The 24,095-nt window shown below is 59.1% G+C and carries 22 protein-coding genes and 1 pseudogene; 15 read left to right on the top strand and 8 right to left on the bottom strand.

All coding sequences use genetic code 11. The features are described 5' to 3' along the window. Positions 1 to 6: 6 nt before the first annotated feature. Complete coding sequence (locus LMTR21_RS23865; protein WP_065752839.1) at positions 7 to 1,083, bottom strand: LacI family DNA-binding transcriptional regulator; 1,077 nt, start codon at positions 1,081 to 1,083, stop codon at positions 7 to 9. Between the two features lie 286 nt (positions 1,084 to 1,369). Between LMTR21_RS23865 and LMTR21_RS23860 the strand changes: the two genes are divergently transcribed. The 8 genes from LMTR21_RS23860 to LMTR21_RS23825 all read left to right on the top strand — a co-directional run bounded on the left by LMTR21_RS23860 (position 1,370) and on the right by LMTR21_RS23825 (position 10,216). Continuing rightward, positions 1,370 to 2,584, top strand: a complete 1,215-nt coding sequence (locus tag LMTR21_RS23860) for a CaiB/BaiF CoA transferase family protein (RefSeq protein WP_065752840.1) — start codon at positions 1,370 to 1,372, stop codon at positions 2,582 to 2,584. Between the two features lie 1,013 nt (positions 2,585 to 3,597). After that, the gene (locus LMTR21_RS23855) at positions 3,598 to 4,896 is read left to right on the top strand and encodes an extracellular solute-binding protein (RefSeq protein ID WP_065752841.1); all 1,299 of its coding nucleotides are present in this window, start codon (positions 3,598 to 3,600) and stop codon (positions 4,894 to 4,896) included. Next, on the top strand, positions 4,896 to 5,798 hold the full coding sequence (locus LMTR21_RS23850) for a carbohydrate ABC transporter permease (RefSeq protein ID WP_065752842.1): 903 nt from the start codon (positions 4,896 to 4,898) through the stop codon (positions 5,796 to 5,798). The genes LMTR21_RS23855 and LMTR21_RS23850 overlap by 1 nt, the downstream gene beginning before the upstream one ends. 95 nt (positions 5,799 to 5,893) lie before the next feature. Continuing rightward, positions 5,894 to 6,607, top strand: a complete 714-nt coding sequence (locus LMTR21_RS23845) for a carbohydrate ABC transporter permease (RefSeq protein WP_246174065.1) — start codon at positions 5,894 to 5,896, stop codon at positions 6,605 to 6,607. A 24-nt stretch (positions 6,608 to 6,631) separates the two neighbouring features. Beyond that, entirely contained in the window at positions 6,632 to 7,729 is a 1,098-nt protein-coding gene (locus LMTR21_RS23840; protein ID WP_065752844.1) for an ABC transporter ATP-binding protein, read from the top strand. Positions 7,730 to 7,782: 53 nt separating this feature from the next. Beyond that, complete coding sequence (locus tag LMTR21_RS23835; protein WP_065752845.1) at positions 7,783 to 8,238, top strand: MaoC family dehydratase; 456 nt, start codon at positions 7,783 to 7,785, stop codon at positions 8,236 to 8,238. Beyond that, complete coding sequence (locus tag LMTR21_RS23830; RefSeq protein ID WP_084030592.1) at positions 8,202 to 9,464, top strand: glycoside hydrolase family 88 protein; 1,263 nt, start codon at positions 8,202 to 8,204, stop codon at positions 9,462 to 9,464. Before LMTR21_RS23835 ends, LMTR21_RS23830 begins: the two co-directional genes overlap by 37 nt. Before the next feature lie 275 nt (positions 9,465 to 9,739). Then, positions 9,740 to 10,216 (top strand): Lrp/AsnC family transcriptional regulator, encoded by a 477-nt coding sequence (locus LMTR21_RS23825; RefSeq protein ID WP_065752847.1) that lies wholly within the window; start codon positions 9,740 to 9,742, stop codon positions 10,214 to 10,216. Positions 10,217 to 10,429: 213 nt separating this feature from the next. On the opposite strand, the gene LMTR21_RS23820 is transcribed toward LMTR21_RS23825, so the two are convergent. The 7 genes from LMTR21_RS23820 to LMTR21_RS23790 form a co-directional block, all read right to left on the bottom strand. Next, on the bottom strand, positions 10,430 to 11,653 hold the full coding sequence (locus tag LMTR21_RS23820) for a glycoside hydrolase family protein (protein ID WP_065752848.1): 1,224 nt from the start codon (positions 11,651 to 11,653) through the stop codon (positions 10,430 to 10,432). Between the two features lie 98 nt (positions 11,654 to 11,751). Then, positions 11,752 to 12,612 (bottom strand): helix-turn-helix domain-containing protein, encoded by an 861-nt coding sequence (locus LMTR21_RS23815; RefSeq protein ID WP_210250531.1) that lies wholly within the window; start codon positions 12,610 to 12,612, stop codon positions 11,752 to 11,754. 173 nt (positions 12,613 to 12,785) lie between these two features. Next, complete coding sequence (locus LMTR21_RS23810) at positions 12,786 to 13,091, bottom strand: hypothetical protein (RefSeq protein WP_065752849.1); 306 nt, start codon at positions 13,089 to 13,091, stop codon at positions 12,786 to 12,788. After that, positions 13,088 to 14,281 (bottom strand): CaiB/BaiF CoA transferase family protein, encoded by a 1,194-nt coding sequence (locus LMTR21_RS23805; protein WP_065752850.1) that lies wholly within the window; start codon positions 14,279 to 14,281, stop codon positions 13,088 to 13,090. Before LMTR21_RS23805 ends, LMTR21_RS23810 begins: the two co-directional genes overlap by 4 nt. A 59-nt stretch (positions 14,282 to 14,340) precedes the next feature. Further along, positions 14,341 to 14,676, bottom strand: coding sequence for an acyl-CoA dehydrogenase family protein (locus LMTR21_RS23800; protein WP_210250530.1), 336 nt, complete (start codon positions 14,674 to 14,676; stop codon positions 14,341 to 14,343). 10 nt (positions 14,677 to 14,686) lie between these two features. Continuing rightward, positions 14,687 to 15,475: an enoyl-CoA hydratase/isomerase family protein gene (locus LMTR21_RS23795; protein WP_246175720.1), complete on the bottom strand. Its 789-nt coding sequence runs from the start codon at positions 15,473 to 15,475 to the stop codon at positions 14,687 to 14,689. 32 nt (positions 15,476 to 15,507) lie between these two features. Beyond that, positions 15,508 to 15,930 (bottom strand): MaoC/PaaZ C-terminal domain-containing protein, encoded by a 423-nt coding sequence (locus LMTR21_RS23790; protein WP_210250529.1) that lies wholly within the window; start codon positions 15,928 to 15,930, stop codon positions 15,508 to 15,510. Between the two features lie 742 nt (positions 15,931 to 16,672). Between LMTR21_RS23790 and LMTR21_RS40980 the strand changes: the two genes are divergently transcribed. The 7 genes and pseudogenes from LMTR21_RS40980 to LMTR21_RS23755 all read left to right on the top strand — a co-directional run bounded on the left by LMTR21_RS40980 (position 16,673) and on the right by LMTR21_RS23755 (position 23,671). Beyond that, complete coding sequence (locus tag LMTR21_RS40980; RefSeq protein WP_246174057.1) at positions 16,673 to 17,365, top strand: copper chaperone PCu(A)C; 693 nt, start codon at positions 16,673 to 16,675, stop codon at positions 17,363 to 17,365. A gap of 103 nt (positions 17,366 to 17,468) precedes the next feature. Then, positions 17,469 to 19,256 (top strand): PQQ-dependent dehydrogenase, methanol/ethanol family, encoded by a 1,788-nt coding sequence (locus tag LMTR21_RS23780; RefSeq protein ID WP_065752853.1) that lies wholly within the window; start codon positions 17,469 to 17,471, stop codon positions 19,254 to 19,256. A gap of 132 nt (positions 19,257 to 19,388) precedes the next feature. Continuing rightward, positions 19,389 to 19,883 carry a c-type cytochrome gene (locus LMTR21_RS23775; RefSeq protein ID WP_065752928.1) on the top strand — a complete coding sequence of 165 codons (495 nt, stop codon included), beginning with the start codon at positions 19,389 to 19,391 and terminating at the stop codon, positions 19,881 to 19,883. Then, positions 19,880 to 20,512, top strand: a complete 633-nt coding sequence (locus LMTR21_RS23770) for a hypothetical protein (RefSeq protein ID WP_065752854.1) — start codon at positions 19,880 to 19,882, stop codon at positions 20,510 to 20,512. Before LMTR21_RS23775 ends, LMTR21_RS23770 begins: the two co-directional genes overlap by 4 nt. 135 nt (positions 20,513 to 20,647) lie before the next feature. Then, positions 20,648 to 20,716: pseudogene (pqqA, locus tag LMTR21_RS41605) on the top strand (pyrroloquinoline quinone precursor peptide PqqA); the annotation flags it as partial. A gap of 193 nt (positions 20,717 to 20,909) precedes the next feature. Then, positions 20,910 to 21,401: a (2Fe-2S)-binding protein gene (locus LMTR21_RS23760; protein WP_065752856.1), complete on the top strand. Its 492-nt coding sequence runs from the start codon at positions 20,910 to 20,912 to the stop codon at positions 21,399 to 21,401. Beyond that, positions 21,398 to 23,671, top strand: coding sequence for a xanthine dehydrogenase family protein molybdopterin-binding subunit (locus LMTR21_RS23755; RefSeq protein WP_065752857.1), 2,274 nt, complete (start codon positions 21,398 to 21,400; stop codon positions 23,669 to 23,671). The genes LMTR21_RS23760 and LMTR21_RS23755 overlap by 4 nt, the downstream gene beginning before the upstream one ends. The last annotated feature ends 424 nt before the right edge of the window (positions 23,672 to 24,095 follow it).

Here is a 24,095-nt window from a genome sequence, read left to right as displayed (position 1 = left end):
CACCCTTCATCGGGGGCGCTTCGGAAGGCGGTCGGCTTTCGGTGGTGACGCGGTGGACGACCGCACCACCAGCCGGTAGGGCAACAAGACGCTTTTGGGGACGGGTCTTCCTGCGATCGCACTGATGAGATAGTCGGCTGCGCCCCGGCCGATTTCAGCAGCGGGAAGACTGATCGTCGTTAGCGGCGGATCCACCTGTGCCGCCAGCTCCACGTCGTCAAAACCGGTAATCGAAACCGCCCGCGGCACGCTCAAGCCCATCTTGCGGGCTTCCGTCATGGCGCCGATGGCCAGCGTGTCGGTGGTGCAGATCACGGCGGTCGTGCCGGGATGGTCAGTGAGCAGTTGGCGAAGTGCCTTTCGTCCTTGCGCCAGCGAGTGGTCGGCCCTGATGACCTGAGTCGGTTGGAGTCGGATACCGGCTTCAGAGAGAGCGCGCTGGATGCCATCAAGTCGGGCGCGCGAACGGTCATTCGATGGTAGAATGTTTGCAATTGCACCGAAACGAATGTGTCCCAGGCCGAGAAGAAATTCGGTCATTTCGCGAGTGGCACGTTCGTTGTCGATGCCAATGGCAGGAATGCCGCCGCCCGCCTTGGAGACGTAAGTCGTAACGACGGGGACGCCAGTTTGCTCGACCAGAGTTCTCAGCTCCCGACCGTGCGAGCCCCCCACCAGCACAATGCCGTCGACGCCACGCTCGATGAGGCTCTGCATCTCCTGCAACTCGCGGCGTTGATCATATTGTGAATTGGCGATGAATAACGTGTACCCGTTTTCGCTTAGCCGGTTCTGCAGGGCCTCCACGCTTTCGGCAAAGATGCCAAGGGCGAGCGTCGGAACGATCGCGCCGATCGTCCGCATGCGTCCCGATTTCAGTGCCCGGGCCGCGCTATCGGGCGTATAGGAGAGATCGGTGATGAAGCGCATCACTTTATCGCGCAGTTCGGGCCTGACAATTCCTGGATGATTTAGAACGCGCGACACCGTCGCCGGCGAGACGTTCGCCTCTCTTGCGACGTCCTCGATCTTCACCCTGGGCCGGGTTCGGCCTTTGGAATCGGCGATCGATTTCTTGTCCATCTGATCTGCTCGGATTGTCCCAAAACGGGCTGTTAACGCCATTCGAGTTAAACCACCGGGAGGGCCGCTGTCTCAAGCGCACGGTGGACGATATCGGTGGTTCCGTTGAACAGTATGCGCGCGCCTAAGCTACATCAAGCAGAGCGCGCCAGCGGCCATACTCCGATAGCGCGGCGCTTAACGCGCTTGACTCCGCTGGTCCGTGGGATCAATAATCCTGAAAACGATTTCAGAAGGCGCGGGATGTCGCCAACATTCGTGAGATAAGAGAGCCAAGAAATAACGTATGGTCGATCTTCTCAAGGGCATTCGCGTCCTCAGCTTCAACCACTTCCTGATGGGTCCGATGGGCGTGCAATTTCTCGCCGATCTCGGCGCAGACGTAATCGCTGTGGAGCCGCCGGACGGCGCCTTCCAGCGGAAATGGGGCGGGGCGGACAAGCAGGTAGATGGTCAATCCATGCTGCTTCTGACCGGCAATCGCAATAAGCGTAGTCTAACGCTCGATCTTAAGAAGCCGGACGCGGTTGCTGTTGCGAAAAAACTGATCGCAACGTCGGATGTCCTCACCGAGAATTTCCGGCCTGGCGTGCTCAACAAGCTGGGGCTTGGCTATGAGGACGCCAGGAGCATCAAGCCAGATATCATCTATGCCGCAGCGTCCGGATATGGCGCAGACGGTCCGTACGTCAATCGACCCGGCCAAGATCTCTTGATTCAAGCGTTGGCGGGGCTTGCAACCATCACAGGAAGCCGCGAGCACGGCCCGCGCGCCGTAGGTGTTTCGGCAGTTGATCATCACGGGGCCGTTCTTTTTGCGGCTGGCATCCTAGCCGCATTGGTGAGGAAAGCGCGTACGGGGCAGGGGTGTCGGGTCGATGTCAGTCTGCTGTCAGCAGCCCTCGACCTGCAGATGGAGTCCTTCACCTGCTATCTCAACGGGCAGCGACCGGACGATGTGCGCCAGCCGGGTCCGATCGCAGGATGGTATTACGGCGCACCTTACGGCATCTATGCCACCCGTGACGGACACATCGCGATCTCGCTCGGATCGCTCGACGTGCTGGCGGATGTGTTTTCGCTTCCCGCCGATCAGCGCGTTCCCGACAGGGAAGCTTATCGGCGGCGCGACCAGGCATCGGCAGCAATTGCGGCCAACATCGCCAAACGCACGACATCGGAGTGCCTTGCCCTGCTTGAGGCTCGCGGAATCTGGCACGCCCGCGTCAATGACTATTCAGATGTCGTCGTCGACCCGCAGGTGATTCACAACAAGAGCTTCCAGGTCGTGATAGGGGCGACGGGGGCACCGATTACGCTCGTCAGCCATCCCATTTGTTACGACGGCGAGGTGCCAGAGGTCCGTTTGCCGCCGCAGAAGCTCGGGGCGCAAACGGAAGAAATCCTGAAGGAGCTCGGCTATGACGCTCGGCAATTGAAGGATCTCTACGACAGGGGTGCCGTCGGCTCTGTGACATCTCTTGATCCAAAAGTGCTTTAGCTACAGCAACATTTGAGGGCGCGCAGGCCCTTGTCTCCTCTATGTCCCCATCGCGCTAGCTCATCGTCAGCAGGAAACCCGCTGGATGCAGCAGGTGACCGCGGGCGCCGACTGGTAGTGTCGCACGTACAGCTCGCATGGTGTCGTTCGGGGATTTCGAGGACCCGCGATCCTCAGCACTAAACGGCGGTACAACAGCTTTGCATGATGGTGTCGCGGCGATAGACCGGCGCACGAAGATGGCGTCATATCGGTCCGAGACTGAGCGGGCTCGGTGCATTTGCTGCCATGTATCCGATCGCGATGGACAGAAAGCCGACCTGAATGATCCGCATTTTGAAACGCGTGGTCTGACATATCCCTGGTTGAAATGGAGGCCACAGAAATCGCCAACAAATGGATATAAACCATGTTGGTGGCTTAGCCATGATTTTGATCTTTCGAGCTGCCGCTCCTTATCTCGTGGCCTCGATAATCCGCGAACCCGGACGCAAGCTTCGGCTGCCCCGCACGTGTGGGCTTATTCCTCCAAACCAGTAGAAGATGCTGTGCCTGCATTGGCACAGTATGCTAATACTTGTACTTTTCGGCATTCGTGCGCAGCGGCTCGCAGAAACCCGCGCACTTATCAGCGCAGAAGTGATTATGCGTCGCAGCGAATGGGTCGCCGCACCATTCAGAATGCACGTAAGAAAGTACAAGAAATTCGGAAATGCGTCCTAGCGCTCTCCCGCTCCGTTCGTCGATACTTCCGCTTAATTGGCGTCAAAAGCGACAAGGCGCTGATTAGCGTCGTCAGTAGCCCCGTGTGTTACGACGGCCAGGTGCCGGAGTAGTTTGCCGCAGCAGAAGATCGGGGCGCAGACGGAAGAAATCCTGAAGGAGCTCGGCTACGGCGCTCGGCAATTGAAGGATCTCTAGGAGAGAAGCTGCCGTTAATTCTGTGGCATCTCTCGACCGAACAAGAACATAAGCTTCTGTAGAAGCGCGCTTTGCGGAAGAGGAGGAATGCCATGGGACTACAGAATAAGCTTGCGCGCGCGCTTCTTGTCAGCGGCGGCTTTTGTGCCGTTTGCTCTTCGACATCGGCACAAGCAGAAACAGCGCTGAGCATCTGTTACATCAATCATCCGGTGCAAGTCGCAAACGTCGCGATCCTGGAGAAATGGGCGGCCAATCAGCGCGTTAAGCTGAATAAAACGGTGACATCCTACACCGTCTATTTGCCGAAGATCACCCAGATGTTGACCTCCGGGGCCAATGACCAATGCGACATCATCTGGAACAATGACGACTGGGGACAGGATCTCGCCCAGTATCTTGAACCGCTTGAGGATGTTCCCAATGCGCGCAAGGTCGAGGTGGGGCAGCTTGAGCCATTCCACAGTGCAGACGGAAGGACGACGGCGGTATCGATGACAACCACGGCCGGCATTCTGTTTTATCGCACGGATCTCATTTCCGAGGCGGAATTGCCTAAGACATGGGACGATCTCGTTAAGATCAGTCAGACCCTGCAGTCCGAAAAAAAGGTGAAGTGGGGTTATGTCGGCGGCATGAGTTACACCAACACTTTCTTCAGCTTCTGGTGGACGCTCTGGAACAACAGTTGCGACGTCTATGCACCCGCCTATGAGCGAGACAACAAGAAGCTTGCGGCAAATGGTTGGAAGCCAATGATCTACTCTCCTTGCCAGGTGCAGACCGCGGAGTTTTGGTGGGATGCTCTCAATAGCAAGAAGATAAGCCCGCCCGGCATGACGACTTATTCGCGCGATGAGGCAAATGCGATCTTCCAGGCCGGTGACACCGCCTTTACTGTGGCCGATACTACTTTCCTCGGCACCTTCAATAACTCCGAGAGGTCATCCGTCGCAGGAAAGGTCGGCATCGCGCCATTTCCGGTCGGCCCCATGAGCAATGGCATTCACACCTGGATAGACGTGTGGGGCTGGTCAATCCCAAAGACTCTTCCGAATGATCGCAAGACGGCGGCCAAAAAGCTGCTTGGCGCCATGCTCGGCGATCCCGACGGTCAGATCGAGCAGTGGAATCAGACCGGAGGCCCGCCGCCGAACACCGACGTCTGGCGCACACTCGAAAAGAGCGACGCGACCTGGCGCAGGCTCCACACAATCCTGTTCAAGCCTGATCATGTCCATGCTGCCTACTATTTCCGCAACTGGGCGACTGTGCACAAGGTCTATTCGGACACGCTGATCCGCGCGATGAAGGGCAAGCGTGAGGACATTGCCGCGACCCTTAAGGCCGGCTCCGATGCCATCCATGCCGGCGCTACGACCAACGATTGATGACCGCTCGTTTCACGAAATTTGGATTCGATGAGAAAGAGCGCTTTATGCTTTTTCTCATCGCGCCGGCTGGGATCGTTCTCGTTTGTTTCGAGATCATTCCGATCTTGATCGGAATGAATGCAAGCTTCCGCGAATGGTCGCTTGTTAACCCGCAAAGGACCTGGGTCGGGCCGAAGCAGTACATCGCCGTCTTCACCGACCCTGTATTCTTGAAGATGGTTCTACCCAATACGTTTGTCCTGATGATCCTCTCGGTCGGCGTATCCCTTGCACTCGGCTTAGCACTGGCATCATTGCTCAACCGTCCGTTCTTTGGCCGGGCAATTATGCGGACCATCATCCTACTGCCGCTGACGATTGCGCCTGTTATCACCGCGACCATGATGAGGTGGTCTTTCAACGATCAGTTTGGTGTAATTACTATTTTCCTCTCATGCCTGGGCCTTCCCGATGTCGCCTGGCTCTCCGATCGCTGGCCGAGCTTTGCGCTCGTCATCATGACGGACATATGGATCTGGACACCGTGGTTCACCATAATCCTGCTGGCCGCCATGCAGGGACTACCGCCCGAACCCTTCGAGGCCGCGCGGATCGATGCCGCATCGCCGTGGTGCATCTTCAGGCGCGTTACGCTCCCAATGCTGCGTCCAGTGATCATCGTCTGTGTCTTGATCCGCGCAATTGACGCATTCCGCACCTTCGACCAGGTCTGGATCCTGACTGGCGGCGGGCCTGCCCGATCAACAGAAGTGTTCAGCGTTTACGCCTATGTCCTGGCGTTCGTGGATTTGGACATCGGTCGCGCCGCGGCCGCCGCCGGGATCGGCGCGCTTATCATGCTGTTTGTTGGGATTGGCCTCTATGGGCTCGTCAACCGGAGCATGGAGGTGTCGCGATGATCTCATTCGCCCTTCACGCGCTGCGGCGTTCAATCTTCGCGATCAGCATCGCCGCGATATTCGTTGTCTTCGTCGGGCCGATTGCGATCCTCGGCGTGACGTCGATCCGTCCCGCGTCTGGCGTATTCTACATCTGGCGCGGCACGAATTTCACGCTCAACAACTTCGTTGAGGTGCTGCATCAGTCCCAGGTGGTGCAAGCGATGTGGAACAGCTTCGTGCTTTCGACTTTGGCCACCATCCTGTCGCTGGGCATCACGGTCGGCAGCGGTTACATGCTGTCGCGCTTCGGCGGCTGGATCCAGCGCAGCTGGTTTGCCACCATCTACATCTTCCGTACCGTTCCTTACATCTCTTGGGTGCTGCCGCTTTATCTGGTCAATACCCGCCTTGGGATCTACGACACGTATGTCGGTCTGTTACTGCCGCACATCGCGGTGCATGTCTGCTTCTTCTCATGGCTAATGAAGGGCTTTTTCGACGGCATCAATCCGTCGATGGAGTATGCGGCCCTGATCGACGGCTGCACCCGATGGGGTGCGTTCTATCGAGTCGCGCTCCCCGCCGCGATGCCGGGGATAGCTGCGCTTGCGATCCTTTGCTGGCTCTCGACGTGGAATGAGTTTTTGTTCGCCCTGATCCTATCAGGCAAGCGCACGCCCCTGATCACGTCGACTATGGCCCAATTCGTCACCGAGACTGGAACGGAATGGAATCTGATGAGCGCGACGGCCGTGCTTGCGATGATGCCAGCGCTGCTGGTGACGATCTTTGGTCAGAAATACGTCATTCGCGGGCTGCGCATGTAACCGGCGGGACTCAGAGGAACGGTTATGGCAGAGGTCATTCTACAGGACGTCGTAAAAAGGTACGGCAAGTTTAAGGTTGTGCACGAGGTCAACCTCAATATCGCAACCGGTGAATTCGTCGTGCTAGTTGGTCCATCCGGATGTGGCAAGTCAACGACGCTTCGCATGATCGCCGGTCTCGAGAACATAAGCGCGGGGACTATCCGGATCGGAGACAAAGTCGTTAACGACCTGCCACCAAAGGATCGTGACATCGCGATGGTATTTCAGAACTATGCGCTCTATCAGCACATGACGGTGTTCGACAATCTGGCATTCGGGTTGCGAAACCGGAAAGTCCCGGAAACGGAAATTACAAGCGAAGTCATTCGCGCGACGCAAATGCTCGGTCTGGAGCCTCTCCTAGCACGCAAGCCGTCTCAACTCTCCGGCGGCCAGCAGCAGCGTGTGGCTCTTGGACGGTGCATCGTAAGGCGGCCACAAGTGTTCCTGTTCGACGAACCGCTCTCGAACCTCGATGCCAAGCTGCGGGCGCAGATGCGAATCGAGATTAAAGCGCTGCGCGAGCGCGTGCCTACCACATCGGTCTATGTCACCCATGATCAGGTTGAGGCGATGACGCTTGGCGACCGCGTTGTCGTCATGAAGGACGGCTGGATTCAGCAGATCGGCACGCCGCTGCAGATCTACAATCGACCGGCCAACCGATTCGTCGCGAGCTTCATCGGGGCGCCTGCAATGAACTTTATCGAGGTGGAGCTTGTCGAAGAACTCGGCGCCATGTCGGTGCAGGCGAAGGATTTCAAGGTCGAGTTGTCGCTCGACCAGGCGGCGGTCCTGCGCAAGCATGGCGCCAAGACGGTGATTCTAGGTATCCGGCCCGAGCATATACGTCTTGGCATCCCTCCAAGCAACGCGGGCTCATCCTTCACCGGCGTCGTCAGCGTCACCGAGCAACTTGGCTCGGAACTGGTGATCGCGCTCAACGTCGGGGGCAGCACGATCATGGCATCGCGCATTTCGCCAGAGACGCAGGTCAGCCCTCATGCCTGCGTGCAGATGTGGGTGGATCGGAAGGCGCTGCAATTCTTCGACGATAAAACGGAAATGGCGATTAGATAGTCTTCTGTACGCGTCATGCACTTTGAATATCGAACAGCGGAAGGGCAAGAACGATGAATGTGATGCAGGCAAACGTCGGGGATTGCGTTCGATTTTCGAAAACCGTCGGAGAGTCGGATATCTATCTTTTTGCGGGTCTGACCGGTGATCTTTCGCAAAATCACGTCGACGACGAATTCATGAGCCATTCAATGTACGGCAAGCGCATTGCCCATGGTGCGCTGATGGTCGGATTCATTTCAACGGCCTCCACCCGAATGATTGAAGAAAGCGTGCGAAAGGGCATTGATACGACACCCGTATCGCTCGGCTACGATGGCGTGCGGTTTCTCAAGCCGGTTTACATCAACGACACGGTGACAGTGACCTATACCATCGGCGAAGTCGACGACGAGCGCCGCCGTACGCTTGCCAATGTGGACGTCACCAACCAGCGTGGCGAACTCGTCGCCGTGGGCAAGCATCACCTCAAATGGACGCCCAACGTGACGAAGCGGCCGACGTCCTAGGCGATTCGCGAAGGCGATCGCGCGTGTATGTGGAGAGAAGAGGGGTAAGGCAACTGGAGGAAATGGTGAGCACAGCCAAGCTGCGATGGGAACAGGCAATCGAACGGATGCGCTGCCGCGTCGATCAGACGCTCGAGAGCCTGCAATCGGAGTTCCCGCACTGGGCCGAGGCCGCGACGGGAAAATGGACGACGACTGTCGACGGCGACTGGACCGGCGGCGCGTGGCCGGGCATGTTATGGTTGTTTGCGCGACGCACGGGGAGCTCAAGATACCTGGATGCTGCCCGGCTGTGGAGCAGCCGGCTCGAGCCGCGGGCGCATCTGCAAACCGCGTTCAAGGGCTTTGGGTTCTACTACGGCGTTGCACTTGGCGACATCCTGTGTGCAGACAAGGATGCCGCGACATTGGCGCTGGATGCTGCCCAATCGCTGAAGGGTCAATATGACCCGAGGCTTGATCTCATTCCGCTAGGTGGTGACGCCGAGGAGTCGGAGGACGTAGGCAACTCCTTCAGCAGCATCGATTCCTTGCAAGCGGTTCCTCTCCTGTTCTGGGCGGCAGAGAAGACGGGGGAAGCATCGTTCGCTGACGTCGCCGCGCGACATACGACGCGGGTGCTGGATATTCACATGCGGCCCGACGGTTCGATCGTGCAGTCGAGCGAGCTCAATCCAGCGAACGGCAAGGTCGTCCGCCATTTTACCCACAAGGGCTTTAGCGAGAGCAGCGTTTGGGCGCGGGCGCAGGCTTGGGGCCTCGTCTATGCCGCGGTCGCGCTTGCCTATCGTCCGCAGGAAAAGCGCTGGATGGAGCAGCTGATCGCGAGCGCCGACTGGTGGCTGTCGCATGTCCCGCCCGGCCTGGTGGCGTTCTGGGATTTCGATGATCCAGCAATCCCCAATACAGAGACCGATACGGCGGCTACTGCGATCGTCTGCTCGGCGCTGCTCAAGCTGGGGCGGCTTGCGCCTTCGGCCGATCTCCGCACGAAATATCAGGATGCAGGCGAGCGCATCGCGCTCGCTCTGATCAACGGCTACCTTACGCCCGTCGCGGCAGGGGAGACCCGCTCGCAAGGCATGCTGGTCGGCGCCTGCTTCAATAAGCGGCGCGACGCTCGTGTACGGGATTCCGCGACCAATGCTGAGACGATCTTCGGCTCCTATTATCTGCTGGAATCGCTGAACGTTCTGGATGGTTTGATCGAGGCGGAAAAGATCTGAACATATCGATCGATGTCACCTCTCCCGATGCGTGGAGCCATGTTAAATCCTCTGGCGCTGCACTGGGGACGCTGACCTCGGGACGCGGCATGCGAGCACTGGATTTTCGGCTTGACTGTGTTGATGAAAAATGTGGCTGAGCGGAACTAATTGTAAGCTGACCAAGTACCGGGAGCGCATGATGTGCGCTCCCGCCGTCTACTCTGCGCCTCGCTCCGATCGCGAACTGCTCATCAGGCTTCCGATAGCTTCGATCTTCTAAACGTGGCACAGCCATGCAACTCGATAGAATTGATGCTCGTCTTCTTGACCTCGTACAGCGCAACAATCGCCTGACCAGTGAAGAACTCGGCGCGAAGGTCGGCTTGTCTGCATCCGGAGTTCAGCGTCGACTGAAACGCCTACGATCACACCGCATCATAGAAGGAGACGTTTCAATCGTCTCGCCAAAAGCAATCGGACGAAACGTGAGCCTGTTGGTTCTCATTTCGTTTGAGCGCGATCGGACCGATATCGTCGATCGCTTTAAGCAGACAATCCGCAAAATGCCAGAGGTGATGAGCGGATTCTACGTTACCGGACAGACTGACTTCGTTCTCCTAGTAACAGCAAATAGTATGGAAGAGTACGAGCAGTTTACTCGGTTTTTAGTAGACGAAAACCCAGACATAAAGCGCTTTGAAAGTATGGTCGTTTTGGACAGAGTCAAAGCCGGCTTCACCTTACCAATGGCTTCTATCGCATGCTGGTGACCAAGCTAGGCTAGAGCGCAGCGGTTTGAGGTCCAGCTGAAGGCGCCAGCTGGCGGCCGAGCTCAAGCCGTGCGGCTGTAATAAAGCGCGTGTGCAACGACGGCTGAATGTTGCGATCGTTCAGAAAGTGTAGTCGATGGATTGGGAGCGGGTTTGGATATTCCTGGAAGTGGCGCGTGCTGGGCAGATCAGCTCGCGAAAGGCCAGTTCATCTCACGCGAGTATCGGCACCGCCGTCAGCGGTCGGAACTTACCGGGCAGCATGACGCGGCACAGGGCTTCTGTGAAGAAGAAGTCGCCGAACATGGTCGCGCTGCGCACACCCTCATTGTGCGGCTTCGAGTAGCAGGAATTCTTCAACAAGCCGCGATGCGAGGGGTCTCGCGCGAACTCATCGCGGCACAGCGCTTCCAGCATCGCCAATCCCTTCTCAGTCCACGCCGAAGCAGCGGCGTCATCGGGATGCAACCGCCCCAGCTCGAGCAAGGCGGATGAAATCACGGCTGCTGCCGCCGTGTCCTTAATGTCGGCGTCGGCCTCCGTCGCATCGAAGTCCCACGGCGGGACCTGACGTCCAGCAAGCCGCTTCATATGATATTGTGCAAGCTGTTCCGCGAGGTCCAGATATCGGCGCTGACCGGTCTCTCGCGCGGAGTTGACGAAGCCGTAGATGGCCCAGCCCTGGCCGCGGGTCCAGGCGGATTCGTCGCCTGCTCCCTGGAACGTATAGCCGCGCTTCCGCGCGCCGCTCACTACGTCGTACTCCACTGCATGGTAGGTGGAATGATCGGGACGAATGAAAGCCTTTGCGGTAATGTCGGCATGCGCTTCGGCGGCCAGGCGATAGCTGCGGTCGCCGCTGTAATTGGTTGCCCAATACAACAGCGAGAGATTGGCCATCGTGTCAATGGCCGAACTGCATTGCCCGCGCGGGTCGTCCAACGGCCCCCAGGAGGCGAGATACGCGCCGCTGCGCGTGGTGATGATCCGAGCGCGGAGCTTGTCGGCTGCGGTCATCGCGATATCCGCATACCAGCGGTCGCCCGTGATCGCGTGCGCGGGAATCGCGCTGCTGTCAAAGATAAAGCCGATGTCATGCGTGTTGGGGTCGTCCGCGCGCTGAGCCACGAGCCGCATGCGTTCGCGAGCCCAGATCAGGTATTTCTTCTCGTTGGTATGCAGATAACAGGTCAACAACAGGCCAATCCAGAAGCCGCACAGCCAGTTGCCGTGGCTCCAGGCTTGGCCGCTATAGCCCGCCGACAGCGAAGCCGGCAGCTTAATCCAGGAGCCGTCCGGTGCCGTAACGTGCGGAAATTCGACGCCAAATGTCGGCTCGTCTTCGGCCACTTTGCGCGCCATAACGTTCAGGACCTCGGTGAACAGTCGCCGCTGCGCGCCAGTGAGTTCGATCGAATTTTTGGTCGTGTCCGGCATACTTCTTTCCGAGAGAAAACAGATGGGTGAGATCTTCGCGACGGGCCCCCGATAGTTTGAGGGCTGCCAGTTTCGCTTGGGTTTACTCGGCGATGGGATCAAAGGTTCAGCGTAGCGAGGCTCTGGCGGAATTCGATCGGCGAGCGGGTGGTGTGCTTCTTGAAACAGCGACTGAAATACGCAGGATCCTCGAAGCCGAGACGGTCGGCGATCTCAGCCACGCCGATTTCGGTGTGCAGCAGCAGCCGCTTGGCTTCCAGCATGATCCGCTCGCGAATGAGCTGAGCCGCGGTTAAACCAAGGGCTTGCCGAGTGGCTTCGTTGAGTGCACGCTCGGTGACCTTCAGAAGCTTGGCATATTCCGCCGTCTCGTTCATGGTGCCGAAATTCTTCTCCAGCGCGCTCTTGAAACGGCGTGATAGGAGCAGGTTTCGGGACGATAGGTCGGTGATGGCGGGAGGTACGGCTATCCTTGACATCTTCATCAGGAAGATCCGCAAATAGGACCAGATCACATCCTCATGCCCGGTCTTCTCCGCCGTGTATTCTTCGATTATGGCATCCATGATCTGGCGGAGACTCTGGGCCTGTATATCGTCCAGATAAAACGCGCTGTTGAGATTTTCGAGACTGTAGATCGGAATGTCGGTGAGCGAATGCCGGTTGTGGACTCTGAAAGCGAAGAATTCCGGGCTGAAGCTGATGGTGTGCCCGATCGCGTCTTCCGAGAGCGTGAAATCATGGATCTGCCCTGGGGCCATGAAGAACAGGCTGTTCGGTCGGACTTCATATTTGACGGAGTCGATGATGTGGCAGCCGGTGCCGCGGGTCACCCAGACGATATGATAGAAGTCGTGCCGATGCGGGTAGGGCAGCGTCGATTTCATGTTCTCCAGCGGTGCAAAATGGATGTTGAGCGACTTGATCTCGGAGCCGTAATCGTAGTGCTCTATCTTCACGACCGGCAGTGAACAACACGGTTTCCGGTGCGCTGGCTCGCCTCGTGAAAAGAAGGAGCGGACTGCCGCCGGTCGTTGGCCCAGTCTCGCCGGTGATCCTTCTACGTCATCCATCGGCTCTGAGGACGCCATGGTTGGTAATCGTTGAGTTCTGAAAACGATTTCAGTCATTTTTATAGCATCAGTCGCGTTAATATGCCAGCCCCGTTTTCTTGAGGATCCGCGGTCTGGCGAATTTCTGCTGCAGTGGAAAGAAGGCCCTGTCTGAAACGCAGATACTTGTAAGCCGAAAGTCCGCTGAGGACTGCCTCGCCCGTTTGTTGCGGACCATCGTATCCAGGATCAGGATCGGCTGAGAGATAGCCGAAAGCGTCCACTTCCATTTCGGTGAAAGTGCGGGTCACCGCATGCGTTCGGCCAATCTCGAACTTGCTGAAGCTCGGTAGCCGCCATGTTTCCGGCTTGGTTGCGATGATCACGAGGCGGCCTTATTGGTAATGGCTATCCCGCCGTCAGACAATGCGTCGATTTCGTCCGCTGCATAGCCAAGCTCGGCCAAGATTTCCCTGGTGTGTTCGCCATGCCGCGGTGGCAATCGACGTAGCGGTGGCGCTTCGCCATCGTAACGGACCGGATGGGCCAAGAGCCGCACCTCGCCCGCTTGAGGGTGCTCGATCGTCATGATCATGTTGTTATGTGCGACCTGCGGATCGGTTTCGACCTCCTCATAGTCATTCACCGGCGCGTACCAGATGTTGTGCGCATCGAAGATCTCCATCCACTCCGCCGTCTTACGGCTCTGCACGCGCTCATATACGATGTGATGGATCTCGTCGCGCCGACGCACCGGATCCTTAGGGTCGTTGAAAGCTGCTAGCTTCGGATAGTCGAGCGCCGCTGCCATCTGCGATATAGGGGTTAGCGAGATCGCGATCCAGCCGTCCGCGGTGCGATAGATCCCGTACGGAGCGGGGTGGAAGCGGCTGCCCAGCGGCGGGCCCGTGCGCGCCCAGAGCCGGCCCTTATTGAGGTAATAGGTAAACGGCTCAATCTGCAGATCGAGGGCTGCATTGAGAAGGTTGCTCTCCACCAGCGCGCCGCGTCCGGTGCGCTGACGCGAAAGCAGCGCCGAAACGACGCCGAACGCTGCAAGCGCGGCGGCGTGCTGATCGACAATTGCGGAGCCAACCGGGGTCGGCGGCGCGTCGGCCCCGCCCGAGAGCATGGTCATGCCGCTCATCGCCTGCAGCAACATGTCCTGGCCAGGCCGTTTCAAGTAGGGGCCGGACGATCCATAACCCGAGCAGGAGCAGTATACGAGGCGGGGGTTGACGGCCTTCATGTCTTCATAGCCGAAGCCAAGCCGCTCCAGGACGCCCGGGCGGTAGTTTTCAACCAGCACGTCGGCTTCGCGCACCATGTGCAACACGATCTCTTTTGCCTGTTCATTGCGAAGATCTAGCGAGAGGCTCCGCTGATTGCGGTTGCCGAGCAGAAAGAAAATGCTCACGCCTTCCTTGAAGGCATCGAATCCGGACCAGCCGCGCTCAAATGCGCCTCCAGGAGGCTCGATCTTGATTACGTCCGCCCCGGCGTCAGCCAGCATCTGCACGGCCGCAGGCCCCTGCAGAAAGTGCGTGAAACTCAAAACCTTAATGCCCTCGAGCATGGAAACCTCATGGCTGGATCCAGCAGTTGTTCTCAAACGTCAGCGCTCACGCTTTGCTTTCATTCGCGCGAGATGATCGTGCGCTGCATTTCGGATGTGCCTTCCACGATTTTCAGCACCTTGGCATCGAAATTTGCCATCAGCGGCGAATTGGCGACCGCAATCGACACGCGATAGCTCCTCGAGCACGATAATGAAGGACAGCCATTCGCCGCCGCCACCGCCATACACGCAGGGTAGGGCAGGCCGGCAAGGCCGAGCCTGGAAGCCTTATTTCGTACAAAAAATACTTCTTCTTTCCACAACTGGTGGGACCAGGGCGCGATCTGGCTTTCCGCGAAACGCCGAACGGAATTGCGGATCATCGCGTGCTGATCGTTCAGCGAATGGGGCATGCTCATGGGATCACTTGGATTTCTCGGAAGTCGAATTGTCGGTGAGCGCTTTTTTGGGCTTGCGGCGCGCGGCGAAGGCGCGCAAACCCGTGCGGGCGGCAGTGGTGCCGTGGTTGACGGCGTAGTTCGCGGCCTCCAGATCCAGTCCCACATTCAGCGGGATCTCGGCGGCGCGGTTGACGCTGCGCTTGGCCATTTCCATGGCGAACGAATCGTGCGTCGCCAACTGTTCGGCAAAGGCCAGCGCCGCCGACTTCAGCTCTGGCGCGGAAGCGAAAACATGAATGAACCCAAACTCCCGGCATTCCGCGGTCGTATAGTGGCGCCCGGTCAACACCATTTCCTTGGCGCGCGCCAACCCCATCTTTCTGACCGCGAGCTGCGTTCCGCCCCAACCAGGGATGGTATTGAGTGTAATCTCCGGAAAACCAAACCGCGCCGTATCGGACGCGACGATGAAGTCGCACGCCAGCGCGAGCTCGAAGCCGCCGCCCAATGCATAGCCATTCACCATGGCGATAGTCGGCTTTGCGAATTCATATAGCCTGAACAGGACGCGCTGACCACTTTGCATGTCGCGATAGGCCTCGACACCATTCATCTCGATAAGGCCATCGATGTCGTTGCCAGCCACAAAGGCCTTTTGACCCGCCCCCGTAATCATGACGACACGGGTCGCGCTATCCCGCGCAGCATCGTCAAGCATGTGGTCCAGCTCGTGCATTACCGCCGGCGTGAATGCGTTCATTTTGTCGGCGCGATTGATGGTGAGCACGCGAACGGCGCCGAGCTGCTCCATCAGCACCAGGCTGTCGCGGTCAGCTGTTTGCATCAAAGGACCTTCAGGTAGTTGTTGCCCGTGGCCGCGGTAATGCCGCTCTCTGGTTCGTGACCTCGTAGTAAATATTGAGGTGTCGTGCCCCTCATCATTCTCACGCACCACCAGCTTTGCGGTGACGGTGTCCCCGAAATAGCCTGGGGCATCGAAGGTGACGCCATATCGGCAGGGCACTGCGCTTCCGGAGCCTTTGCTACAATATATCCCGTCACGGTGGAGGGAAGGCCGACCGAGACCGTTCCCTGCGCGATCCGCTTCTTGAAGCGCGTATTCTTGGCGTACTCCTCAGTGAGGTGTACGCCGCAGAAGTCGCCAACAATGTCTGTGAATGCATATACGTCATATTCGGTCACGGTCTTCGCGACGTCGGCGCTATCGCCGATCACATAACAGTTCATGATAGGTCGCTTGGCCATGATGTTGGATCTGATCTTTAGAGCTGCCGCTTCCTGATCGTCCCGACATCTGCGAACCTGGAGGTAAGCTTCGGCTGCCGTGGACGTGGGGGCTTACTCTTCCAAATGTTAGAAGCGGCCCTGTGCCGGCGTTAGGACAGTTTGTGCGAATGCTTGGATTTTTCGGCAATCGCGTGCAGGGGGGGGCTCGAACGGGGCGCACTTGTCACCGCAGAAGCGATTGTGCGTCGCGGCGATATGATCGGCGCGCTATCCAGATGCCGATGTCACGTAAAAAAGTACAAGAAATTCGGAAATGCGTCCTAACGCGTTGCGCTCTGTTCGCCAATACTTTCGCTCAATTGAAGTCTATCGTTGTATCAAAAAAAGCGCGAAGGGGGAGCGGCAGCGTGAAACATTTGGCGTGAAGCTTTGGGTCCATCCTGAGGTCGAGGCGCCAGCGGACGTCTGCCCGTGATTACACATGGCGCGGTGCAGGACATTACCGACCTCGCGATGATCGGGCTGGCGTTGTCTTCGTCCTCTATGGCGGCGAAGTGCTCTCGCTAATTAGGACGGAGAACGCGTCGTCAGTGCCGACCTCGATGGTCTACCCTAATCTTGCCGTTCCGGTCGGCGGTGCACTGCTCATTTTGTATGCGCTGGTGCAGATGGTTGTGTCGCGCCTGCCGCCCGGTAAGTAGAGACACCCGTCGGTGCGTCGGAATATCGAGCTGCATCTAACAGTTGGGGAGGCGCGATCGTGTGGGGTTTTCATGTTGGCAACGTCCTTCGTGAGCTCGGTGCGCCGGTTGCGATCTCCATTGCAATTGCGAGCGCGCGTGCCGTCGGGTCGACTGGCGCGCCACTGCTGGTCATTCCACTGCAGCTCTTTGCCAGCCCGTATAATGTCGGCCCGCTGGCGGTTCCGTTTTTCATGGACCACGATCGCTACGAACTTCGCGGCCGCACCGACATCGATCGCGGCAGGCAGATTGTGCGAGGTGGTGGGGGATTGCGGATCTTTGCGATCCGACTTTTGATTGTCGGACTTGGGCTGACGCTGATGCCCGGATTCGCCGCCGCAAGCGACGCGCTGAAGATGACGAATGCCCGGGTTTCCGCATCCGATCAGATCGGTGTCGATCTGCCGCTTTTGCTGACAGTCAAGAACGATGCAGCCGAAGCTGACGCTATCTTGCGCGTCCGCTGTCCATTCGCGAATTTTTCGGAAAAGCACACTGTTGATCGCGGCGAAGGGGCGCCCGCCATGCGTGCGATTAAGTCAATTCCGATTCCGGAGAGCGGGATGCTCGAGCTCAGGCAGGATGGATACCACGTCATGCTGCTACAGACTCGCCACAAACTTGTCGACGGCGAGACGTTCACATGCGCCGTCGTTTTCCAGAAAGCCGGAACAAAGGAAACGGAGGTGCAGGTTTCACGAACGCCCTAATCTCAGTGGACCGTTGAGCCCGCTGGATGAGGCTTCTCAGCCGAATGCCCGGAACGTGCCGGACGTTCGATCAACCATAATATGTCAACGGAGGGCACTACTCATGGAGCGATTGTCAGATCAAGCAAGAATATCGACGCGAGCGCGGCTGGTTGCGGCTGCAATCGCCGCGGGAGGCATGCTGGCTGCAGCGCAGGTCTGTGCCGCGGATGAGGTCACTCAGGAACGGCTGCTCAATGTCGGCAAGGAGCCGGGCAATTGGCTTCATCATCATCAGAATTATTCGGCTCACCGGTTCTCTACTCTAAAGGAGATCAACCGCGACAACGTGAAGAACCTGAAGGTCGCCTGGACCATGCACCTCGGCGGGGTCGAAGGCGGTGGGATCTGGAGCCATGGCGGGCTGGAAGGCACTCCCATTGCCGAGAACGGATTCCTGTATGTGACTGATGGCTGGGGCTCGGTCTACAAGATCGATGCTCATGGTGGCCGTGGCGTGCTGGTCTGGAAGATGGATCCCAAGACGGACCGTGACTGGGCTGGTGCTGTGGCGTGCTGCGGCGTCGACAATCGCGGCGTCGCGCTGTGGGGTGATCTCGTCATTTCTCATACGCTCGATGGCCGGCTGATCGCGACCAACAAGGAAACCGGCCAGGTTGCGTGGCAACGGACTGTGGCCGATCCGGACAAGGGCGAGGTCATCACCGGCGCGGCACTGATCGTCAAGAACATGGCGATCACGGGAGTTGCCGGCGCGGAGTACGGCATTCGAGGCTGGCTCGCCGCCACCGATCTCGCGACCCAGAAGGAGGTCTGGCGCACCTACACAATCCCGGGCAAGGGCGAGCCCGGCAGCGAGACCTGGAAAGACAGCAACAACGCGGCCGCCTCCGGCGGCGGTTCGACTTGGGTTACCGGCAGCTACGATCCCGCCACGGACACCATCATCTGGGGCGTCGGTAATCCCGGGCCTGACTGGGACAGCGCCTATCGGCCGGGCGACAACCTCTACACCGACAGCTCGCTCGCCCTTGATGCCACGACCGGCAAGATCAAGTGGCACTATCAGCACACGCCGAACGATCCCTATGACTACGACAGCGTGGCAGAGAACGTGCTGGTCGACATACCCGGACCGAGTGGCCCGCGCAAGCTCGCGCTCGAAGCGGACCGCAACGGCTTCGCCTACGCGATCGATCGCACCACCGGCAAGTTCGTGTGGGGGGTGCCGTTCGTTAAAAAGGTCACTTGGACCAAGGGGCTCGACGCGGAGACCGGCAAGCCGATCGAGTACGATCCGAACAAGCCCGTGCAGACCTACATCGCATCGGTGACGCCGAGCCGCACCAACATGGAAACCGACATCTGCCCCGGCAACATGGGCGGCAAGAACTGGCCGCCCACGGCCTATAATCCCGACCTGAAACTTTGGTACGTCCCAGTGATCGAGAGCTGCAATCGCGTCAAGGTCGAGGTGATGACGCCGGAGAAACTGAAGCCGCGTGAGTTCTGGACCGGCGGCGGCACGAGCCAACCGTTCAAGATCACCGGCAGCGTGACCGCGATCGATGTGACGACCGGCAAGATTGCCCAAAAAATGGAAACGCCGTTCCCCAATCTGGGTGGCATGTTGGCCACTCCCGACCTCGTCTTCACTGGTCAGCCGTCCGGCGAAGTGATGGCCCTTGACGCCAAGTCGCTGCAGAAGCTTTGGGAGTTTAATACCGGCGGCGGCGTTAACGCGCCGCCCATGACCTTCACCGTGGAAGGCAAGCAGTATGTCGCGATCCTGGTCGGCCTGGGCGGCGCCTGGGACAAATGGTTCATCGATTCGACGCGCGAGCTCAAGAAGATACAGCCGGGATCGATGCTCTACGTATTCGCGCTCTGACCTGCCCGCAAAGGAGGGTCCGTTAGTCCGGACCCTCCAACCTTTTCGAAAAGAGACGCGATGATGGCTTTCAAGGCATCCCCGGTGGCGACGAGTATCCTGCTCGTGAGCGTCGTCGCGCTGAATCTTTCGATGTCAGGCCTCGCCTATGGTCAGGCGGCGCAAGCAGCAGTGTCGGACCCGACTAATGCCGGCAAGGCCGTATTCAGCAGGGCCAATTGCATGGGCTGCCACAAATGGCACGGCGATGGCGGCGGCGGCTACGGCGGTGATGCGCTGTCGCTGCGCAAGACCGTGCTGACCAAGGAGCAGATCATCGAGACCGTGGCTTGCGGCCGGCCCGGGACGGGCATGCCGTTCTTCGTGCGAGGCGCCTATGACACAACCAGCTGCTACGACATGACCCGGCAGGATGTCGGTGAACGCATGCCGCCCGAGGGCGGCACGTTTCTGCGACCGAACGATATCGCAGCGGTTGCTGACTATTTGATCGTCCACGTCAAGGGTGCGGGCGAGCCGACCTACGCTCAATGTACGACCTTCTTTGGCAACACGTCGCGCGTATGTGACATCTACAAGGCGGGTGCGGAATCATCCAGCAAGACGGGGACTGAGGGCTCGAAATGAAATCGGCACGTCGCGCCGTGATGTCGGTTGGGATCGTTCTTGCCGTTGGGATGCAAGCCGCTGTCGCGCAGGTCGAGCCCGAATATGATGTTCGCGATATCACCGTTGGCAGGCCCGTCCATATAGTATCGGACGTTGGCTACGCGAATCTGTGCTGCGCCAGGGATCCAAAGGCCAAGCTGCCAGCTTGGTCCGCGTGGGATGAGTGCCCGGCCGAGCGCGATGGGTTGCGAGCAATTCACTTCGAGTTCGATCCTGAGACAAGCCGAGAAGGCACGCTAATTGCAGGTCATCCGGTGCTTTTGACCGTCTTCATTGACGGCAAGGGCATCGTATCGGGCCTCGATATAGAAACCGATCCGAATGCAAGACTGTATGCTCGGAAGAAGGCCTTTCTACTCGCTGCGCAGGTCAGGTCTCGTTACGGCGGCGAAGGGTGGACATGTACCGAAGCGAAGGCGCAAGCCGACGAGCAACCGGTCGGCGGTGTTTTCATCCGCGACACATGCAGAAAGTCACTGCCGGACCGGTTGCTCGCCGTCGAGCGCAACTTGTTCAGACGAGCCGGCCGAGACCTGAGGGACTTCGTTGATCGGACGTATGTTCGGATTACCCGGAAGATGCAATAGGGCTTCTCTGCCGAGCCGGTACCTTGTGGTTTCCACTTCTTCAACTTGCGTCATCGGGCTTGGAGAGTTGCCGAGGATGCAAGAGGGCGTGTGCTCGATGCGCAGGCCAAGCTCAGCCTCTCCAGGAAACAAGAGATGAAGTGGAACGCGCCGAAGATCATAGAACTGCCGGTCGGCATGGAAATCAACATGTACGCCTGTGCCAGCGCGGTCGGTATCCCGGACGATAGGCTTCGTTTGAGGTATTTCGCTTGTTGCCCGATCGGCCCGGTGCAGGTCAGCGGCGGGCGGGTGCCGTAATTGTGGGTTAGCGCAGCTGCGATGCTGCCACTCGTTTTCACCGGAATGCAGTCAGTTCAATCGCCTCGAATTCGTCCCGTAAGAAGGTTTTTGGCAAATGGCAAAGTTAAACATCAACGGCAGAGATCTCTCCGTGGATGCGGCACACGATACGCCGTTGCTCTGGGTCATCCGCGAGCAATTGCAGATGACCGGTACGAAGTTCGGCTGCGGCGCAGGTCTTTGCGGCGCCTGCACGGTTCACGTCAATGGGGAAGCCGTCCGTTCCTGCCAGACCATGGTGAGCGACGCCGTCGGCAAGAAGATCACCACCATCGAAGGTCTGTCCGCCAAGGGCGATCATCCCTTGCAGAAGGCCTGGATCGCCGAGCAGGTCCCGCAATGCGGCTACTGCCAGTCCGGGCAAATCATGCAAGCGGCGGCGCTGCTGTCGAAGAATTCCAACCCGACCAGGGATGAAGTGGTCGCGCATATGGACGGCAATCTCTGCCGTTGCATGACCTATTCGCGTATTCAAAAGGCGATCATGCGCGCCGCATCCGAAATGCGTACCGCCTCCAACGCCGGCACCGAGCGGAGGGCCACATGAATACGCACGTGAAAATCCCATCCACTGATCTCAGCCGCCGTTCGTTCCTGGTCGGCTCTGCCGCTACGGGCCTCGTGCTCGGCTATGCCGCCGTTCCAGGTATCGATCAGGCTTTGGCCGCGCCTTCCGCTTTCGAACCCAGCGTGTGGTACTCGATCGGTCCCGACGGACTCGTAACCGTCACGTGCGGCAAGGCCGACATGGGCCAGCACATCGCCTCGACGATGGCGCAGATCGTTTCCGAAGAACTCGGTTCGAGCTGGAAGGACATGCGGGTGCAACTCGCGTCCAACGATCCGAAGTTCAACGATCCCGTGCTCGGCGCGCAAATTACCGGCGGTAGCTGGAGCACGATGATGAACTTCGACGCGATGAGCCGCGCGGGCGCCGCCGGCCGTATCGCGTTGACGGAAGCAGCAGCCGGCATCATGGGCGTGCCGGCCGGCGAGCTGGTGGTGCGCAACTCCGCCGTCGCGCACACCAAGTCGAAGAAGCAGATGAGTTTTGCCGACATCGTCAAGAGCGGCAAGATCACCAAGACCTTCACCCCGGATGAGCTGAAGGCGATCAAGCTCAAGACGCCCGACCAGTACACCATGATCGGCGTCTCGGTACCGCAGCTCGATATCCCGCCCAAGATCAACGGCACGGCCAAATACGGCATCGACGTCATGCTGCCGGGCATGGCCTATGGCAAGGTCGTCACTCCGCCGGTGCGTTTCGGCGCCACGGTGAAATCGGTCGACGATAGCGCAGCGAAGAAGGTGCCGGGCTTCATCAAGGCCGTAACGCTCGACGACAAGACCGGCAGCACGTCCGGATGGGTGGTGGCGGTCGCCAATACCTATGCCAATGCCCGCAAGGCGGCGGATGCGCTGAAGATCAGCTATGACAACGGCCCGAACGCCAAGCTGTCGAGCCAGTCGTTGATCGACGAGGCCAAGCGGCTGCAGGCGCTCGACGATTCCGGGCAATTCTTCGTCAAGGACGGCGATACGGCGGCGGCCTTCGGGACCGCGGCGAAGGTGATGGAGGCGGAATACACCACCAGCATCAACATCCATGCGCCGCTGGAGCCGATGAACGCGACCGCCGAGTTCAAGGGCGACATCCTGCACATCTACTCCGGCAACCAGTTCGCGACACGCTCCGGCGCGATCGCGGCGGGAGCGGCCGGGATCGATCCCAAGTTTGTCGTGATGCACCAGATGTGGCTGGGCGGCGGCTTTGGCCGGCGGCTCGATGCCGACATGATGGTGCCTGCCGTGCAGGCGGCGAAGGCGGTCGGCAAGCCGGTCAAGGTGATCTACAGCCGCGAAAACGACATGACCATGGACTATTCGCGCCCGCTGACCTTCCAGAAGGTCAAGGCGGGTCTCGATGGCGATGGCAAGCTTATCGCGCTCAACCACGACGTGGTCAGTGCGTGGCCGACCGCGCGGTGGGGAATCCCCGATTTCCTGACGCCTTCGGTCGACAAGAAGGGACCGCTGGACTCGTTCACGGTGAATGGCGCGGACTTCTTCTATTCCGTGCCCAATCACAATGTGCGAGCGATCAAGAACGAGATGGCGCACACGGCCACGCCGTCCGGTCCGCTGCGCTCGGTGGCGCCGGGCTGGACGTTCTGGGCGGTCGAAAGCATGATCGACGAGCTCGCGCACGAGGCCGGCCAGGATCCCGCGCAGTATCGCATTGCGCTGCTGGACGGCAAAGGCAAGAATGACGGCGGCGCGCAACGCCTGCGCAACACGCTGCTGGCGGCGATGGGCATGGCCGGCTACGGCACCACCAAGCTGCCGAAGGGCGAGGGCATGGGCATCGCCTGCGTCTCCTCGCAGGAGCGCGCGACCGCAAGCTGGACCGCCTGTGTGGCCCATGTTGCGGTGTCGCAGTCCGGCGAGGTCAAGGTCAAGAAACTGACCGTCGCCACCGACGTCGGCATGCAGGTGCATCCCGACAACATCCGTGCCCAGGTCGAGGGCGCGGCGCTGTGGGGCCTTTCGCTCGCGATGTATGAGAAGGCGACGCTGAAGGATGGCGGTATCGAGCAGACCAATTTCGATACCTACACACCCTTGCGGATGAGCCAGACGCCGGAAGTCGCCGTCAATGTCATCGCCAACGGCGACAAGCCGACCGGCGTCGGCGAGCCGGCGGTGACGGTTGTGGCGCCCGCGCTCGGCAACGCCATCTTCAATGCCTCTGGCGCCCGCGTCCGCGCATTGCCGATCACGCCGGAAGCCGTGAAGGGCGCGATGAAGGCGTAAGCCCCAGTCACAAGCACCCGACAGGGACGATTCGCCGGGGGGGGCCTCTCCGGCGAATTTTTCTTCGAATTGCACTATCTGAAGCGGACAACCGAATAGATGGGTTAGTTCGGCTCCCGTATTCCGAGGATCCCCGCAAATTGTCCTGTTTAACGGGGAATTCGACTAAGGAGACTGGCTTCGGCCGGCCGCACGCACCAGCGCTTGCTTGCCAGGTTGATCGAGGGCGCCTGGCACGCCGGCTGCCGATCCGCATTGCTTTCGGTATGACAAGGCTTGACCAGGCCGCCACGGTCAGCTGTTTGCGTCAAAAGTCCTTCAGGAAGTGCTGCTTGACGCCACGACAGAGCCGTTCTGGTTGGTGACCGCGTGGCAGTAAAGATGCAGCTGTTGCGCTCCTCGTCCTTCTCACGCACCACCAGCT

Source organism: Bradyrhizobium paxllaeri (assembly GCF_001693515.2).
Lineage (GTDB): Bacteria > Pseudomonadota > Alphaproteobacteria > Rhizobiales > Xanthobacteraceae > Bradyrhizobium > Bradyrhizobium paxllaeri.
Note: the sequence above shows the minus strand (reverse complement) of the source record. Positions and strands in the feature narration are given on the sequence as shown.

Coding starts and splice junctions, on each gene's coding strand:
- LMTR21_RS23865 (WP_065752839.1), bottom strand. CDS start 1,083: ATGGACAAGAAATCGATCGCCGATTCCAAAGGCCGAACCCGGCCCAGG.
- LMTR21_RS23860 (WP_065752840.1), top strand. CDS start 1,370: ATGGTCGATCTTCTCAAGGGCATTCGCGTCCTCAGCTTCAACCACTTC.
- LMTR21_RS23855 (WP_065752841.1), top strand. CDS start 3,598: ATGGGACTACAGAATAAGCTTGCGCGCGCGCTTCTTGTCAGCGGCGGC.
- LMTR21_RS23850 (WP_065752842.1), top strand. CDS start 4,896: ATGACCGCTCGTTTCACGAAATTTGGATTCGATGAGAAAGAGCGCTTT.
- LMTR21_RS23840 (WP_065752844.1), top strand. CDS start 6,632: ATGGCAGAGGTCATTCTACAGGACGTCGTAAAAAGGTACGGCAAGTTT.
- LMTR21_RS23835 (WP_065752845.1), top strand. CDS start 7,783: ATGAATGTGATGCAGGCAAACGTCGGGGATTGCGTTCGATTTTCGAAA.
- LMTR21_RS23830 (WP_084030592.1), top strand. CDS start 8,202: ATGGACGCCCAACGTGACGAAGCGGCCGACGTCCTAGGCGATTCGCGA.
- LMTR21_RS23825 (WP_065752847.1), top strand. CDS start 9,740: ATGCAACTCGATAGAATTGATGCTCGTCTTCTTGACCTCGTACAGCGC.
- LMTR21_RS23820 (WP_065752848.1), bottom strand. CDS start 11,653: ATGCCGGACACGACCAAAAATTCGATCGAACTCACTGGCGCGCAGCGG.
- LMTR21_RS23805 (WP_065752850.1), bottom strand. CDS start 14,281: ATGCTCGAGGGCATTAAGGTTTTGAGTTTCACGCACTTTCTGCAGGGG.
- LMTR21_RS23800 (WP_210250530.1), bottom strand. CDS start 14,676: ATGCCCCATTCGCTGAACGATCAGCACGCGATGATCCGCAATTCCGTT.
- LMTR21_RS23795 (WP_246175720.1), bottom strand. CDS start 15,475: ATGGAGCAGCTCGGCGCCGTTCGCGTGCTCACCATCAATCGCGCCGAC.
- LMTR21_RS23790 (WP_210250529.1), bottom strand. CDS start 15,930: ATGGCCAAGCGACCTATCATGAACTGTTATGTGATCGGCGATAGCGCC.
- LMTR21_RS23780 (WP_065752853.1), top strand. CDS start 17,469: ATGGAGCGATTGTCAGATCAAGCAAGAATATCGACGCGAGCGCGGCTG.
- LMTR21_RS23775 (WP_065752928.1), top strand. CDS start 19,389: ATGTCAGGCCTCGCCTATGGTCAGGCGGCGCAAGCAGCAGTGTCGGAC.
- LMTR21_RS23770 (WP_065752854.1), top strand. CDS start 19,880: ATGAAATCGGCACGTCGCGCCGTGATGTCGGTTGGGATCGTTCTTGCC.
- LMTR21_RS23760 (WP_065752856.1), top strand. CDS start 20,910: ATGGCAAAGTTAAACATCAACGGCAGAGATCTCTCCGTGGATGCGGCA.
- LMTR21_RS23755 (WP_065752857.1), top strand. CDS start 21,398: ATGAATACGCACGTGAAAATCCCATCCACTGATCTCAGCCGCCGTTCG.